This window comes from Caulobacter sp. AVps16, assembly GCF_058681455.1.
The window spans coordinates 1013901-1030270 of record NZ_CM178739.1; the positions used below are offsets into that span (position 1 = coordinate 1013901).

Sequence of the window (16370 nt, forward strand, 5' to 3'; positions counted from 1 at the left end):
GCATGACCCTGAGAACCCTGATGATCGCCGCCATCGCCGGCCTGGCCGGAGCCACCGGTGCTTGGGCCCAGTCCCCGCAACCGGCCAGGCCCGTGGAGGTTGAGCGGCTCTATTCGGGGCGCTGGCTGGAAATCGCCCGCACGCCAATGGGCATTACCGACGGCTGTGTGGCCGGGGCCACCAACTATCTGTTTGCCGGCGGCGATAAGGTTCTGGTGCGCGATACGTGCGAGACCGGCGCGCCGGGCGGCAAGGAGAAGGTGATCCAGGGGCGGGGACAGATCCTCGATCCGGGCGTCAATGCCAAGCTACGGGTGCGCTATCCGTTCCTGATCACCTGGGACTACTGGATCTTCGACCATGACGATGACTACACGTGGTTCATCGCCGGCGAACCCCGGCTGAAGCGCATCTTCATCTTCACGCGAGAGGTGCCGTCGCCGGTCCTGCGCGAAGACCTGGTCAGGCGCGTCCGGGCCCTCGGCTATGACATGTCCCGGATCGAGTTTCCGCAGCAGCCCCCGGTCAGGGCGGCCGCGCCGCCCAGCCTCAGGCCCTGAGGCTCAGGCCTTGGGTTCAATCAGGTCCCAGCGGTTGCCATAGAGATCTTCGAAGACGGCAACCCTGCCATAGGATTCATGGCGGGGGGCTTCGAGAAACCGCACGCCGGCGGCGCTCATCCGGGCATGATCGGCGGCAAAGTCGTCCGTGTTCAGAAACAGCCAGACCCGGCCGCCGCCCTGATCGCCGACTCGAGCGGCCTGCGCCTCGCTTGTCGCTCGGGCCAGCAGGATCCGGCTGCCGCCGGGGCCAGGTGAGATCACGACCCAGCGCTTGCCGCCGCCCAGGTCGGTGTCCTCCAGCAGCTCAAAGCCCAATCGGCCGACATAGAAGTCGATGGCCTCGGCATAGTCGGAGACCAGCAGCGAGATCTGGGCGAGATGGCGGGCCATGGGCGATTCCTTTGCGCGTCACCTTGCTAGCACCGGCGGGGCAATCCCCGCATGCGGGTGGATCGCGTGGCAAGGCATGATACCGGTTACCTGATCATGCCCTGTCCATGGAGACTGACATGCCAATCCGTCCTGTCTTGGCCTTCTGCCTGACACTGTCTGCCGCCGCCGCCCATGCCGGCGCGCCGGAAACCAGGATCACGCCCGTCGCCGTCGCTGATCTGCCGCCCGGCGTGCTGTCGGTTGTGCTCAAGGCCGCCCCCGGTCTGAAGGTGATCGAGGCCGAGTTGAAGGAGCGCGAGGATCGCCGCTATTTCGACGTCGAGGGCGTCCTGCCCGGCGGGGCTGAGATCGAGTTCGACCTGCTGGAGCGCAACGGCGCTTGGGAGATCGTCGAGACCCAGCGCGATATCGCCTGGACCGAAGCGCCTGCAGCCGTGCAGACCGCCGCCGGCAAGGCCCGGCCTGTGAGGGTGATCGAAAGCACCCAGAACGACGGCAGGGTCATCTATGAACTGTTCGCCGCCGGCCAGCCCAAGACCCCGGCGCTGGAGGTCAGCTACAAGGACGGTGTCGCCAGGGTGCTGGCAGAGGCCTGGCCGCACTGAGACCTAATTAGCGGCCGAACAGGGTCAGCAGATAGGACGAGCCTGAATTGGCGATGGCCAGGGCCTTCATCGACAGTTGCTGCCGGACCTGCAGGGCCTGAAGCTTGGTCGACTCCTTGGCCATGTCGGCGTCGACCAGGCGCCCGATCGAGGTGTTCAGGGTATCCTGGAGCTTGTCGATAAAGGTCTGGTGAGCCTCGAGGGCAAAGGAGCCCGTGGCGATGCGGGCCAGGGACGAGGTGACCGTCTCCATGGCCGTGCTCATGGCTGCGATCTGGGTCCCGGTAACCGGTGCGGCCAGCAGATCGGCGGGCAGACCCCCCAGCGCTGCGCCAGTCGTCGACAGGTCGACATGGTCGATGTCGATCGTGTCGCTGCAGTCGGCATTGGCGAGGGCGCGAACCTGGCCGACCGAACCTGAAGAGATCAGGTTGATGCCGCCGAAATCGGCATTGCTGACGGTCCGGTCGATCTGTCGCTTCAGGGTCAGGTAGTCGCTGTTCAGGGCCATGCGGCTGGCGGTGGTCAGGCTGGTGTCCGCCGCGGCCAGCATTTTTTCCTTCATCTTGCCCAGCAGGTCGACCACGGTCTCGCCGGCCGACAGGGCGACGTCGGTGATCGAGCGGCCGCGCTGCAGGGAATCCCGAACCGAGTCCAGGGCGTTGGCCTCGGCGCGCTGGGACTGGGCGATGACCCAGACGGCCGGATTGTCCTTGGCGCTCGAGACCGCCAGTCCGGTCGAAATGCGGCGCAGGGTGCCGGACAGGTCGCGATTGACCGACGCCAGCGACTGCAGGGCGATCATGGCGCTGGCATTGGTGTTGACGCTGTTCAGCGACATCGACGGGACTGCTTCCTGGGCTCGGTCAAAGGACCGAAGGCGCAACGGGCACCTGGCGAGAAGCCTAACCGGAACAGCGTTAGCGCTCCGTTCGTGTCCGGAGAAAAAGAAGGCCTTTCACACCCGTCGATGGTCGTCGATCCAGGAAACCGGCCGCCGGCTCGGTGCTGCGGCCCTAAAACCACGACCCCGGTCGGATGTTCAACAACGATCGCGACCGGCCTTGCCCCGCAGGACCCCATGCGCCAACTTGCCGGCCCTTCTGAAAGGCCTGCCCATGCCAAGTGACGCGGTGACGTCGGCGCCGTCTCCCGAGCGGCCCCGCAGCCCCCTGATGCTGGATCTGATCGAGTTGCTGCGCCTTTCCGGGCCGGTGGTGCTGTCGCGCCTGGGCATCATGGTCATGGGCCTGACCGACGCCATTGTCGTGGGAAGGTTCTCGGCTGAGCAGCTGGGCTTTCACGCCATGGCCTGGGCTCCGTCTTCGGTCTTCGTGACCATGACGGTCGGTCTGCTGGTGGGGGCCCAGGTGATGACCTCGCGGGCGATCGGCGCGGGCAGGCCGCACGATACCGGGGCCGTGCTGCGGCGGGGCCTCGTCTATGCCTTCTGGATCGGCATGGCCTCGGCCGTATCCCTGGCCCTGCTGGGGCCACCCCTGCTGCACGCCGTCCATCTGCCCAAGGCCCTGGCCGATGGCGCGACCGCGCCGATGATCGTCTTCTCGCTATCCCTGCCGCTCTATGCCCTGACCGTGGTGCTGAGCTTCTGGCTGGAAGGGCTGTCGCGCCCCGGTCCCGTGACCATCGCCATGTGGGTGGCCAATGCCGTCAATCTGGCGGTCAATCTGCTGCTTGTGCCCGGAACCTTCGGCCTGCCGGCGCTCGGGGCCGTAGGCGGGGCCTGGGCGACGTTCGTGGCGCGGGCGGCCTTGCTGATCATGCTCGCCGTCTATGTCCTGCGCCTGAAGGACGCGCGCACGCTGGGTATCTTCGACAAGCCGGCTCGTGATCTGCCGGCCTCGATCGAACAGCGCCGGATCGGCTATGGTGCCGGCGCGTCGAACTTCTTCGAGGTCGCGGCCTTTGCCGGCATGAGCCTGGTTGCCGGCTGGATCGGCGGACTCTCGGTCGCCGCCTGGGCGGTGGTGATCAATGTCGCCGCCGTGATCTTCATGCTGCCCCTGGGCATTTCGACCGCGACCTCGGTGCAGGTCGGTCGCGCCTTCGGCTCGCGCGACCCTGCGGGCATGACCCGCGCCGGCTGGGTGGCCTTTGCCTTCACGGCCGTGGTCGGGCTGGCGGTGGCCCTGCTGCTGTTCCCCCTGCGCGAGTTGGTGGCGTCGGCCTATACCGCCGACCCCGGTGCCATTGCCCTGATCGCGCCGGCCCTGGCCCTGACCTGCCTGTTCCTGGCCCCTGACGCCGTGCAGGTTGTGGCGGCCCAGGCCCTGCGGGCTCGCGGCGAGGTGTGGATCCCCACCATCACCCACCTGATCAGCTATGGCGTGATCATGGGGCCGCTGGCCTGGTGGCTGGCCATTCCGATGGGCCTGGGTGTCAACGGCATCGTCTGGTCGGTGATCGTGACCAGCTTTGTGTCGATGGCCTTCCTGCTCGGACGGTTCCGGATGCTGGATGTGAAGGATCGGGGCTTGGCCGGCTAACACTAGCCCCCTCCGCGCCTGCGGCGCTCCTCCCCCGGAGGGGGAAGATGATCTCGTCTTCCCCCTCCGGGGGAGGACGGCTGCGAAGCAGCCAGGAGGGGGCAAGTGGCTGCTAAGCCCCCAGGATCCAGCCTTCTTCGGTAGCGGCCGCCTCGAGCACCTCATCCGACGCCTTGGGCCCGGCAAACAGCGCCGCCAGCTTGCCGGCTTCGTCCAGCTTGGCGAAGTGCTCGGCCTGGGCCCGCACCTGGGCCAGGTCCTTGACCTCGCCCGCAGCCGGCACGGCCTTGAGCAGCGAGGGATAGACCTCGGTCATGACCACGAGGACGCCCTCGAGGTCCGCCTCGGTCAGTGCCTTGAAGCCGGTCTCGAACGGCCAGACCCGCACCGCGTCGCCACGGGCATCCTTGAGCCGTCGGGCTGCCGGGATCCCGACGATGGCCTGCCCCCCGACGGAGCCGTTGTAGTAGAGCTTCCAGATCGAGTGCGCGCCCTTGGCGGCCTCGTCGGCATGGCGGAACTCTGGCAGGTCGTCGGGACCATGCTCGCGGGTGCGCTTGGGCTGCAGGGTCGTCAGGGTGTCGCGGGGCGGACAGCCCCAGAACGGGAAGGGACCACCCGTCAGGCGGCGGTTGATCTCTGAGCCGACCCCGAAGCGGTTGTTGGTGTTGTCGGCCTTGTCCTTGACCATCTTGTTCAGCTGGTCCCAGACCGCGCGCCACGGATGCTCTCCGGGCAGGCTCAGGGCCTTGGCAAAGCCGCGCGGGAAGCCCAGCGGGAAGTCGAACCCGACCAGGGCCCGTTCGCCGCGCTTCTTGAAGTCGTCGAGAATGGCCGCGAGCTTGGTCTCGGCCTCCTGGCGCGTTGCCGGGTTATGGCTCTCGAAGGTCAGGCGGAAGCGGACGTCGCGCTTCAGCACGCCGATCCAGACGGAGTCCGCACCGGTCGTCGGCTTGGCCGCCGCGCTCCAGTCGACGATCACATAGGCGCTGAACAGGCGCGACACGGCAGGCTCCGTCGGAAAAGAACGAAGCCGCGCTTCTACTCCGCCAATCCCCTAAGGGCCAGCGGGCGTTCGCCCTGCACGCGTAATTTGCCGAGGTTTCAGGCGGCGGTCTGCTCGGCGACCTCTGCTGCGGGCGTCGTGCGACCGTTGCGGGCGAACCAGCGGGCGGGCGGCTCGCAAACCGGTCCAAGGGCCGCGCGGACGATCGCCGGCGGGCGGCGCTCTTCCGGGGTCATGAACAGGCCGTTGGCCTTGAGCCGAAGCCCGGCGGCCTTGTGGGCCCCCAGCATGGTCAGGGGCACGGCCAGGATCAGACCCGCCAGGATCGGGGCGGTGCTGGTCAGCAGGTCGGGCGTGAACCAGAAGAGGGTGGCGAGCACCAGTCCGGTGACGCTGATCCAGCCCATGGCGCGGAAAGCTTCCTGACCGGTCACCTTGTCGGCGTCGCGACGCTGGGTGGCCCAGCCCCCGACCTTGCCGGCCAGGATCTCGATCAGGGCCCGGGTCTGGGTGAACATCAGCATGGGGGCGACCAGGGCCGACAGCAGCATCTCGACGCCGAGACCGGCGGCGATGCGGCGACGGCCACCGAAACCCTTGATTTCGGAAGGACGCGAGAACACCAGGATCGAGCCAAGGATCTTGGGCCCGAACAGCAGGATGAAGGTGATGATCATCGCCCAGGCCGTAGCCTGGATCTCGCTCCAGTCGATCAGGGCGTGAGCGGCTGCCTGCAGGTCGGCCATGGTGAAGGCGGCCTTCTTCAGCGACGGCATCAGCAGGCGCGAGATCACACCGGCCGACAGGGCCATGAACCACAGGGGCGAGAGGACATAGCTCAGCACGCCGATCACGAGGTGCATCCGGCTCAGCCAGTGCAGGCCGGGCAGGGCGACCAGCGGGATGTGCTGGACATTGCCCCGGCACCAGCGACGGTCGCGGGTGGCGAAATCGAGCAGGTTGGAGGGGCTCTCTTCGTAGGAGCCTTCCAGATAGGGGGCCAGATGCACGCTCCAGCCGCCGCGGCGCAGCAGGGCGCTTTCCAGGGCGTCATGGCTCATCACCTCGCCGCCGAAGGGCTTGGGGCCGTCCAGCGAGGGCAGGCCGCAGGTTTCGGCGAAGGCGCGGGTGCGGACGATGGCGTTATGGCCCCAGAAGGAGCTTTCCGAACCTGACCACCAGGCCAGACCGGTCCAGGCCACGCGGCCATAGAGACGGGTCGCGAACTGCAGGGTGCGCGCAAAGATCGTCTGGCCGTTGATCAGCATCGGCATGGTCTGGATCAGACCGGCACCGGGGTGACGCTCCATGGCGTCGGCCAGGCGGACCATGGCGTCGCCGGTCATCAGGCTGTCGGCGTCGAGGACCAGCATGTGCTCGTAGGCGCTGCCCCAACGGGCCACCCAGTCGGCGATATTGCCGGCCTTGCGGCCCTTGTTTTCCTGGCGGACGCGGTAAAACACGGCCGAGCTGGCTTCGCGGCGGAAGCGGGCAAAGCAGGCCTGTTCGGCCAGGGCCACGGCGGCGTCGCGGGTATCGCTCAGAATGAAGATGTCGAAGGCGCGGCTGTTGCCGGTCTCGGCGATCGAGGCGTCCATGGCCCGCAGACGCGCGAAGACGGCTGTGGCGTCCTCATTGTGCACCGGCATCAGGATCGCCGTGCGGGCGCGCAGCTTGGGCATGGGCTTGGCGCTGTCGATGCCCAGCGGATCCTTGGGCTTGCCCAGCAGGATCACGAAGCCGGCGACGGCAGTGCAGAACCACAGCGACAGGGCCGTGAACAGCGGCGCCAGCAGCACCAGGCAGATGAACTCCAGACGGGTGACGCCGCCCAGGGCGATCGTGTCGAAGGTCGCCTTCCAGCCGGCCACGCCCATGAAGGCCGTCGCCAGGAACACCATCCAGCGGCGGGCGGTGATGTCGCCGACGACTTCCGTGGCGCGGCGCGCGCCGCCTTCCCAGAACGAGAGGGGCTGGACCGGCATGGCCAAGGGCGACTCGACCGGGATCTCCACTGTGTCGCGGCGCTGCAGGACCTGGTCCAGCGACACGCTCGTGGACGAGCTGAGGTCGAAGAGGGAAGAGCGATCGCTCATGTCGTCATTGTCTCGGTCTGTCCGGCCTGAACCGGGCTCTCTCCGGCGTGTCGCTGAATGAGGGTTGCCCGGGGCACGCTGACGATCGTTCCCGGGGGATCGGTCGCCGCGGTGGAGGGCTTGCTCATGACAGTCGATTTCCGGCGTGGAGATCCACCGGCCTGCCTAGAGTAAAACTTTGATCACGAAATCGCTACCGGAAATCACGCCGTTTTCGCAGTTGCGGAAAAAAAGCTGGAATCCGTCACAGGCGAGTGCCGGTCGCGCCCTGAGGGGTGTTTAGTAATATATTGAAAAACAAGGACTTTGCGTCCTGTTTGCCGCGTCTCCGGCCCGTGAACTACGTGCCGGGGTGCCGTGTCAGCAGGCCGTGTAAGCCGGCGAACCGGGCGCGGCGAGCGGGTGATGCCCGCTCGCGAGGCGACTCAGCGGGCGATTTATCGGCTGTGGGCCGCCCGACTCTCACGCGCGATCACGGCAGCGAGAGGACGGCGTAGGGCTGCGCTTTCGGTGCCGAGGGCCCCGCAGGCCGCCTGTTTTCACTGGCGTCGGAAGGGCCTGTCATCCCGTCGCGACGGTGTCGCGGGGATGACAGGGTTCCGGCGCTCGAGAAGGGACCGCTAGCCCAGCTTCACCAGCATCTTGCCCAGGTTTTCGCCGGCAAACAGCTTGATGAAGGCGTCTGGCGCGCGCGCGATCCCGTCCTCGACGGTCTCTTTCCAGGTCAGCTTGCCGGCCTTGATCCACTCGGCCATGTCGCGGGCGAAGGCCGGATAGAGGTCATAGTGGTTGGAGACGATGAACCCCTCCATGCGCAGGCTCTTGCCGACGGCCTGGATGATGTTGGACGGGCCGACCGGTTTGCCGGTCTCATTGTACTGCGAGATCATTCCGCACAGGGCGAAGCGGGCGAAGGGGCGGGCCGAATTGATGGCCGCTTCCAGATGCACGCCGCCGACATTCTCGAAATAGACGTCGATGCCCTTGGGGGCGACCTTGGCCAGTTCGGCGACCACGTCGGGGGTGGCCTTGTAGTCGATGACATGATCGACACCGATCGACTTGAGGAAGGCGACCTTGTCCGGACCGCCGGCCGAGCCGATCACGGTGTGACCCTTCAGCTTGGCGATCTGGCAGACCACCGAGCCGACGGCTCCGGCGGCGGCCGAGACGAACACGACGTCGCCGTCCTTCAGGGCTGCCACGCGCAGCAGGCCCGCATAGGCGGTCATGCCTGGCATGCCGAGGATGCCCAGGAAGGCCTGGGGCGGCAGGCCGTGGGTGTCGATCTTGGTCAGGGCACCCATCGCGCCGCCGGCCGCCTTGATGGCTGCGGGCGAGACGTTGAACACTTCCCGCCAGCCGAACATGGAATTGACGATGTCACCGACAGCGAACTCGGGATCGTTCGAGGCGACGATCTGACCGATGGCACCGCCCTGCAGGGCCTTGCCTAGTTCGAACGGCGGCACATAGCTGGCCCGGTCGTACATGCGGCCGCGCATGTAGGGGTCGACCGACATCCACAGGTTCTTGACCTGGACCTCGCCGGGGCCGGGTGCGGCGACCTCAACAGTGGCCAGTTCGAAGTCGGCTTGGGTAGGAACGCCCACCGGGCGGCTCTTGAGGCGAATTTCGCGCGAGGTGGTCATGGACAGCTCCTTGGTCACGCGCCTTCGCGGCGCGTTGCTCATTTAAACGCTTGTTTAGCGCGTCGCGTTGCGGGGCTCCAGCGCTTCTATGCGACGACGAAGCGGTTTAGACAGCGCACATGACCCAAGCGATCCAGCAAGCTGCCGCCCTCAGGGCCGGCGTCGTCGGTGCCGGCGTGTTCGGCGGCTACCATGCCAAGAAATATGTCGAACTGCCCGGCGTCGATCTCGTCGCGGTGTTCGACATCGACCTGGCCCGCGCTGCGGCCCTTGCTGAGCCCCTGGGCGCGACGCCCTATGACGACATGGCCGCCTTCCTGGCCGCGGTTGATGTGGTGACCGTGGCCACGCCCGCGGTCCACCACGCAGGAGCAGCCCTGGCGGCCCTGAAGGCGAGCAAGCCGGTCTATTCCGAAAAGCCCTTGGCCGTGACGCCGCAGGACGCCGACGCCATGGTCGCCGCCGCCCTGAAGGCCGGGGTGCCCCTGGCCTGCGGTCACCAGGAGCGGGTGGTGTTCCGGGCCATGGGCCTGCTCGACATCCCCGAACAGCCCCTGCGCCTCGAAGCCGTGCGGCGCGGTACGCCCTCGGACCGCAATCTCGACGTTTCGGTGGTGCTGGACCTGATGATTCATGACATCGACCTGGCCCTGGCCCTCTGCGCGGCCGAGCCGGTGACAGTGGAAGGCGAGGGCGCAATCACCCGTTCGGACTCGCTGGACTGGGTCAAGGTCGAGGCCACTTTCGAGAACGGCTTCACCGCCGTGTTCGACGCTTCGCGGGTGGCCGAGGCGCGCGAACGGACCATGAAGGTCGTCTATCCTTCCGGTGAGGTCGAGATCGACTTCCTGGCCCGCACCTTCCGCAATACGACGCCGTTCCCGCTGATCGAGGACTTCACCGAAACCCCTGCGGGCAAGGATCCGCTGGGTCTCAGCGTGGCCGGCTTCCTGGCTGCCGTGCGCGGCGAGGCTCTTCGCCCGGTGGTGACGGGGGAGGAGGCGGCGCGGGCGCTGGATCTTGCCCTCGCGGTCGAGCAGGCGGCTGAAGGGCACTAAGCTAAAGATCGAACTCTAATTCTGGTCGGTCTGCATCTCGTGAGTCCGAGGGCCTGGTTTTGTTGTACAGTAGAATATGTGAGTTTGCTCTTCGACGACCTGAGAAAACCGCAATCATATATGCTGATCAAGTCATCAATTACGCGACCTTCGCGGGCTGCATAACAAGTGCCATAAAGTTTTTGTCCCAATTCGATGTGGCGGCAGGGAGTACTGTCGCCGTTATCGCGCGCAATATTGCTCACGCCTGGTTTGTTGGAATAGCAGCCCGAGCGAAGGGCCTGCACACTATATCAGCGCGATCCTTGGCCGAAATCCCCAGTAACATTGGTGTCTCCGCTGTTTTGCGTGTCGAAAGCGATGGAAAGCTTACTTCAGGTTGCGGTGATGAATTTGAGAAACTGCCACAGATTTATTTTCCTTCGCTCTGGAGAACGATCAAGGTATTCGACGCTTCAGACGTAAATTTGGGTCATCTGGAATGTGGTGACCACCTGCTCTTTACATCCGGAACAACGGGCTCGGGTAAGGGCGTTGTTCTCAGCGGCGCGCAGGAGGATCTTCGCAACGCTTTTCGCGCCGCGACGCTTGGCCTTGACGACTCCAGTATCTTTCATGGCATGAGTTTTGGCGTCTGGACGGGCGCGGGCTACAAGCAGCCGTCAGCAGTATGGCATGTCGGCGGCACGGTCATCTTCGATCAGAGATCGAACCAATTGTTCAACTACGCCGCAAAAGAGTCCGATCAGGTCGCTCTCCTGCCGGCGGATATTCTGCAGTTGATGAAGTCGCCCCAAGCCGGTGACCTCAAACCCAGTGACACCCTCGTTTCACTCTCCAGCGGTTTCGTGACGAAGCGGATGATGGAGTTCATTCGCGCCCGGATGTCGCGCAACATCATTCTTCGATACAGCGCGACTGAGCTGATCGACGTGCCGCTGTCGCGCCTGGATGACGGTGGCGATGATTTCCACTGGCTGGATGTTGCGCCGGGCTGCGTGGTTGAAATCGTCGATGCCCAGGGCGACGTCGTGCCGGTGGACGTGGAAGGGACACTCAGAATCCGGCTGAAAGCCTATGATCCTCAAGGATATCTGGGTGATGACCGCGCTTCCGCTGCCGTGTTCCGCGACGGCTGCTTCTATCCGGGCGACATGGCCGTGCGCCGGCCGGATGGACGCGTCAGAATTGTTGGGCGGGTTGTCGATGTGATCAATCTCCATGGCCACAAGCGGGCCGTGGCCCCGCTGGAGGCCTTGATCCAGGACGAGTTGTCGGCCGAAGACGTTTGCCTCTTCATCCACAACACGGCGGAGGGCGATGAGGAGATGATCGTCGCGGTCCAATCCCAGGTCCGTCCGTCGGAGGGCGCGGTGGAGCGGATCAAGGCCAGGTTCTCGGGCATCGACAGGCTCAGGGTCGAGACGATGGCCGAGTTTCCACGCTCCGACTCGGGAACACGAAAGGTCCAAAGGTCAGTCCTCAAGGCCATGCTGACGGCGAAATGAGACGATCATGACGCCGTGCCCCGGTACCTCGGCGTAGGGCGGCAAAGCGCCGTTTGGCGGTGACCGGTTGAAGCGCACTGCGGACGAAGACGGTTTATCCGCAAGACGTGGAACCTTGTCTGCGGAGTGGCGTTCTGTCCTTGCGCCGAGGGTCCATCAGGACGGTGCCAGAGGTTTTTTCAGTATGCCGCGCCGAGCGTTGTGCCGCCCCCGTCAGGCATCCTGATGGCGACTATCCTGATCGTTGAGGACGAGGTTTTCGTCCTGCAGGCTGCGGAGTGGGCGGTGGAGGACATGGGCCACAACCCCCTGATGGCCAGTGATCTGACCGAGGCCCTGGTCCACCTGTCGGCCTCGGGTTCGATCGACGCGCTGTTTGTCGACATCCGCCTGCGGGCCCTGGCCCTGGGCGGCTACGACGTGGCCAATCGGGCGATCAGGATCCGGCCGGACCTGCGGGTCCTCTACACCTCCGGCACGCCGCTCAACACCGAGATGGCGAGCCTATTCGTGAATGGGGGCCAGTTCCTGGCGAAGCCCTACACGCCTGAGGACCTGGGCACGTCGCTCGGTTCGTTGCTCGAAACCCTGGGCCAGTAGGACCACCCGCAACACGTCACCCCTTGTCCTCGACCCTTTGCGCTAGGAAACCCCATCCCGATATCAAAATCTGGACGCCCCGCCGGCAAGTTCGCCAGTCAGGGCGAGGACCTGGCAGCCCATCGCCAGACTGAAGAATCGATCGTTGCGGCCGGCGCCCTGCAGAGCGCCATCTTCAACAGTGCCAATTTCTCCAGCATCGCCACCGACGCGCGGGGGGTCATCCAGATCTTCAATGTCGGGGCCGAGCGGATGCTGGGCTACACGGCCGCCGAGGTGATGAACACGATCACCCCCGCCGACATCTCCGATCCCCAGGAGCTGATCGCCCGGGCCAAGGCCCTCAGCGCCGAACTGGCGACCCCGATCACGCCGGGCTTTGAGGCCCTGGTTTTCAAGGCCTCTCGCGGGATCGAAGACATCTATGAGCTGACCTATATCCGCAAGGATGGGACCCGGTTTCCGGCCGTGGTGTCGGTAACAGCCCTGCGTGACGCCCCGGGCACGATCATCGGCTATCTGCTGATCGGCACCGACAACACGGCCCGCAAGCTGGTGGAGGAGGAGCAGAAGAAGTCCGATCAGCGCCTTCGCGACCAGCAGTTTTACACGCGCTCGCTGATCGAATCCAACATCGACGCCCTGATGACGACCGATCCGTCGGGCATCATCACCGACGTCAACAAGCAGATGGAAGCCCTGACGGGCTGCACCCGCGACGAGCTGATCGGCGCGCCGTTCAAGGACTGTTTCACCGATCCCGACCGCGCCGAGGCCGGCATCAAGCGCGTGCTGAGCGAGAAATCCGTCACCGACTACGAGCTCACCGCCCGGGCCCGCGACGGCAAGCAGACGGTCGTCTCCTACAACGCCACCACCTTCTATGATCGCAAGCGGACCCTGCAGGGCGTCTTCGCGGCGGCCCGCGATGTCACCGAGCGCAAGCGGGTCGAGGCCGAGCTGCAGCAGGCCAAGGCCGATGCCGAAAGCGCCAGCCGCACCAAGTCCGACTTCCTGGCCAGCATGAGCCACGAAATCCGCACCCCGATGAACTCGATCATGGGGATCGCCGACCTGCTGGCCAAGACAGAGCTGACGCCCGAGCAGGACAAGTACGTCCAGATCTTCCGCCGCTCGGGCGACAATTTGCTCAACCTGATCAATGACATACTCGACCTCTCCAAGGTGGAAGCTTCACAACTGGACCTGGAGCGGACGGGTTTTTCCCTGACGGATCATCTGGAGAAGGTGATCGAGATGGTCGCACCGCGCGCCGCCCAAAAGGGCCTGTCCCTGGTCTGGATGATCGCGCCCGACGTCAGCAACGACCTGGTCGGCGACCCGGCCCGGCTAAGGCAGGTGCTGCTCAACCTGCTGGGCAATGCCATCAAGTTCACCCTGACCGGGCGGGTGTCCCTGTCGGTGGAGCGTGACCAGGATGGATCCAATCCCACCGACCTGCGATTCACGGTCGTGGACACCGGAATCGGCATCCCGGGCGACAAGTTGCGGCAGGTGTTCGAACGCTTCACCCAGGCCGATTCCTCGACGACCCGCCGGTTCGGCGGTTCGGGGCTGGGCCTGACCATCTCCAAACAGCTCGTCGAGCTGATGGGCGGGCGGATCTGGGTCGAGAGCGAGATCGAGGTCGGGAGCCGTTTCGGCTTTTCCGTGCCGCTCGCCATCTGGGCCGACGCTGATCGGCCCAAACTGGCCCCGCGGGACGCGGATGCCGATGTCCCCCAGCCCCGGCTTCGGATCCTTCTGGCCGAGGACTCGCCGGACAATCGCACCATCGCCCTGGCCTATCTGGCCGACACGCCCCATCGCGTCGACGTGGCCGAGACCGGCGCGATCGCCTGCGCCATGGTGGAGGCCTGCCGCTACGATCTGGTGCTGATGGATCGCCAGATGCCGGTCATGGACGGTCTCACGGCCACGCGCACCATTCGGGCCTGGGAGGCCGCCAATGACCGGCCACTGACGCCGATCATTGCCCTGACGGCCTCTGCCCTGAAGGGGGATCGCGAGACCTGTCTGGCCGCCGGCTGCACCGCTTATCTGACCAAGCCCATCAAGCAGGACGTCCTGCTGCAGGCGATCCGGGAACATTCCACCCTGAAGGCCCCGGCGGCTACGGCAAGCCCCGCCGAAGACCAGACCAGACCGGCGGCGCGAAAACTGGCCGCGCGTAGGCCCGCCTATCTGCTGAACTGCCGGCAGACAGCGATTGACCTGGACGCCGCCCTGGCCGGCCTGGACTTCGAGACCGTCATCCTTCTCGGCCACAATCTGAGGGGGTCCGGCGGGGCCTTCGGCTTCCAGGCCATCACGGACCTCGGGGCTGGGCTGGAAGCTGCAGGCGAGCGGCGTGACGGAGCCGCCACCCGTGCGGGGGTCATGGCGCTGTCCGCGTTTCTGGATCAAGCCGAGGCCGCGCCTTCAGCGGCCTGACCGATTGCGCCGACAGACACGCGCCAGCCCGAAACATGCCTCGGACGGGCGCGTAAGGGCGGGGTTGAGGCAAGGAATGAACAGGTTGGCCGGTTTCGCTGGAGGAATAATCCTCGCTGGGGCCTTTCGCGCCAAGTCTGGCGGCGGTAAGGACACCGCTCCAATTCGCAAGGGCGTGCGCCATGACCAGGAAACCTGACGGAAGCTGGGACAAGTCCAAACTGCCGAGCCGGCATGTGACCGAAGGTCCGTCGCGCGCGCCGCACCGCTCCTATTATTACGCCATGGGTCTCGGCACCCGTGACATCGCCCAGCCCTTTGTCGGTGTCGCCTCCTGCTGGAACGAAGCGGCCCCCTGCAACACGGCCCTGATGCGCCAGGCCCATGCCGTCTCCAAGGGCGTCAAGGCGGCCGGTGGCACGCCGCGCGAGTTCTGCACCATCACCGTCACCGACGGCATCGCCATGGGTCACGAGGGCATGCGCTCCTCGCTGGTCAGCCGCGACTGCATCGCCGACTCGGTGGAACTGACCATGCGGGGCCACGGCTATGATGCCCTGGTCGGCGTGGCCGGCTGCGACAAGAGCCTGCCGGGCATGATGATGGCCATGCTGCGCCTGAACGTGCCGTCGGTGTTCCTTTATGGCGGTTCGATCCTGCCCGGCCGCTGGCAAGGCAAGGACGTCACCGTGGTCGACGTGTTCGAGGGCGTCGGCATGCACTCGGCCGGCAAGATGACGCTGGAAGACCTGTGCGACCTGGAAACCCATGCCTGTCCGTCGGACGGTGCCTGCGGCGGCCAGTTCACCGCCAACACCATGGCCTGCGTCTCTGAAGCCATCGGTCTGGCCCTTCCGCTGTCGGCCTCGCTGCCCGCGCCCTATCTGAGCCGCGACGAATATGCCGTGGCCTCGGGCGAGGCGGTGATGCGGCTGATCGAGAGCAATCTGCGTCCGCGTGACATCTGCACCCGCAAGGCCTTCGAGAACGCCGCCGTCGTCGTGGCGGCCACCGGCGGCTCGACCAATGGTGGCCTGCACCTGCCGGCCATGGCCCATGAGTGCGGCATTGAATTCACGCTGCGCGACGTCGCCGAGATCTTCAAGCGCACGCCCTATCTGGCCGATCTGAAGCCCGGCGGTCAGTTCGTGGCCAAGGACATGGGCGAGGCCGGCGGCATGCCGGTTCTGCTCAAGACCCTGCTGGAAGGCGGCCACATCCACGGCGACTGCATGACGGTGACCGGCAAGACGATCGCCGAGAACCTCAAGGACGTGAAATGGCGCGACGACCAGGTGGTGATCCGCCCGGTCTCCAACCCGCTGTCGCCGACCGGCGGCGTTGTGGGCCTCTGGGGCTCGCTGGCTCCGGACGGGGCCATCGTCAAGGTGGCCGGCATGACCTCGCACCGCAGCCATCGCGGCCCGGCCCGCTGCTTTGAGGGCGAGGACGCCTGTTTCGCCGCCGTCGAGGCGGGCGACTACAAGGACGGCGACGTCCTGGTCATTCGCTATGAAGGCCCCAAGGGCGGCCCGGGCATGCGCGAGATGCTGTCGACCACGGCGGCCCTGGCCGGCCAGGGCCGCGGCGACAAGGTGGCCCTGATCACCGACGGCCGTTTCTCGGGCGGCACGCGCGGCCTGTGCATCGGCCATGTCGGCCCCGAGGCCCAGGCCGGTGGTCCCATCGCCCTGATCCAGGACGGCGACATCATCAATATCGACTCCGATGCCGGCATTCTGGATCTGGAGGTCGAGCCGGAAGAGCTGGCGCGCCGCAAGGCCGCCTGGTCGCCGCGCAAGACCAACTACAACAGCGGTGCCATCTGGAAGTTCGCCCAGCTGGTGGGCCCGGCCCACCTGGGTGCCACCACCCATCCGGGCGCGGATGGTGAGACCCACATCTACGCCGATCTGTAAGAGGAGAGG

The 16370-nt window shown here is 65.9% G+C and carries 13 protein-coding genes; 8 read left to right on the forward strand and 5 right to left on the reverse strand.

The genetic code is table 11. The features are described from left to right. Positions 1–2: 2 nt before the first annotated feature. Positions 3–560: a lipocalin family protein gene (locus ACW17U_RS04845; RefSeq protein WP_492055052.1), complete on the forward strand. Its 558-nt coding sequence runs from the start codon at positions 3–5 to the stop codon at positions 558–560. A 3-nt stretch (positions 561–563) separates the two neighbouring features. On the opposite strand, the gene ACW17U_RS04850 is transcribed toward ACW17U_RS04845, so the two are convergent. Beyond that, positions 564–953 (reverse strand): VOC family protein, encoded by a 390-nt coding sequence (locus ACW17U_RS04850; RefSeq protein ID WP_492055053.1) that lies wholly within the window; start codon positions 951–953, stop codon positions 564–566. A 119-nt stretch (positions 954–1072) separates the two neighbouring features. Between ACW17U_RS04850 and ACW17U_RS04855 the strand changes: the two genes are divergently transcribed. Next, positions 1073–1561 (forward strand): PepSY domain-containing protein, encoded by a 489-nt coding sequence (locus ACW17U_RS04855; protein ID WP_492055054.1) that lies wholly within the window; start codon positions 1073–1075, stop codon positions 1559–1561. A gap of 7 nt (positions 1562–1568) precedes the next feature. On the opposite strand, the gene ACW17U_RS04860 is transcribed toward ACW17U_RS04855, so the two are convergent. Then, on the reverse strand, positions 1569–2402 hold the full coding sequence (locus ACW17U_RS04860; RefSeq protein ID WP_492055055.1) for a flagellin: 834 nt from the start codon (positions 2400–2402) through the stop codon (positions 1569–1571). A gap of 277 nt (positions 2403–2679) precedes the next feature. Here ACW17U_RS04860 and ACW17U_RS04865 point away from each other — a divergent pair, with 277 nt between their 5' ends. Continuing rightward, on the forward strand, positions 2680–4068 hold the full coding sequence (locus ACW17U_RS04865; RefSeq protein ID WP_492055056.1) for an MATE family efflux transporter: 1389 nt from the start codon (positions 2680–2682) through the stop codon (positions 4066–4068). Positions 4069–4180: 112 nt separating this feature from the next. Here the strand turns inward: ACW17U_RS04865 and ACW17U_RS04870 are convergent, their stop codons facing one another. From ACW17U_RS04870 to ACW17U_RS04880, 3 genes are all read right to left on the reverse strand, one after another. Beyond that, positions 4181–5074 carry a hypothetical protein gene (locus ACW17U_RS04870; protein WP_062147452.1) on the reverse strand — a complete coding sequence of 298 codons (894 nt, stop codon included), beginning with the start codon at positions 5072–5074 and terminating at the stop codon, positions 4181–4183. Positions 5075–5172: 98 nt separating this feature from the next. Further along, positions 5173–7170: a glucans biosynthesis glucosyltransferase MdoH gene (gene mdoH, locus ACW17U_RS04875; RefSeq protein ID WP_492055057.1), complete on the reverse strand. Its 1998-nt coding sequence runs from the start codon at positions 7168–7170 to the stop codon at positions 5173–5175. A gap of 620 nt (positions 7171–7790) precedes the next feature. After that, a complete protein-coding gene (locus ACW17U_RS04880) occupies positions 7791–8822 on the reverse strand; it encodes an NADP-dependent oxidoreductase (protein ID WP_492055058.1) in 1032 nt (343 codons plus the stop codon). A 119-nt stretch (positions 8823–8941) separates the two neighbouring features. Here ACW17U_RS04880 and ACW17U_RS04885 point away from each other — a divergent pair, with 119 nt between their 5' ends. The 5 genes from ACW17U_RS04885 to ilvD all read left to right on the forward strand — a co-directional run bounded on the left by ACW17U_RS04885 (position 8942) and on the right by ilvD (position 16361). Further along, entirely contained in the window at positions 8942–9880 is a 939-nt protein-coding gene (locus ACW17U_RS04885) for a Gfo/Idh/MocA family protein (protein ID WP_492055059.1), read from the forward strand. A 62-nt stretch (positions 9881–9942) separates the two neighbouring features. After that, the gene (locus tag ACW17U_RS04890) at positions 9943–11388 is read left to right on the forward strand and encodes an AMP-binding protein (protein ID WP_492055061.1); all 1446 of its coding nucleotides are present in this window, start codon (positions 9943–9945) and stop codon (positions 11386–11388) included. Positions 11389–11613: 225 nt separating this feature from the next. Beyond that, complete coding sequence (locus ACW17U_RS04895; protein WP_492055062.1) at positions 11614–11988, forward strand: response regulator; 375 nt, start codon at positions 11614–11616, stop codon at positions 11986–11988. 228 nt (positions 11989–12216) lie between these two features. Next, positions 12217–14442 (forward strand): ATP-binding protein, encoded by a 2226-nt coding sequence (locus ACW17U_RS04900; RefSeq protein ID WP_492055688.1) that lies wholly within the window; start codon positions 12217–12219, stop codon positions 14440–14442. 182 nt (positions 14443–14624) lie between these two features. Then, positions 14625–16361, forward strand: coding sequence for a dihydroxy-acid dehydratase (gene ilvD, locus ACW17U_RS04905; protein WP_062147436.1), 1737 nt, complete (start codon positions 14625–14627; stop codon positions 16359–16361). Positions 16362–16370 lie beyond the last annotated feature (9 nt).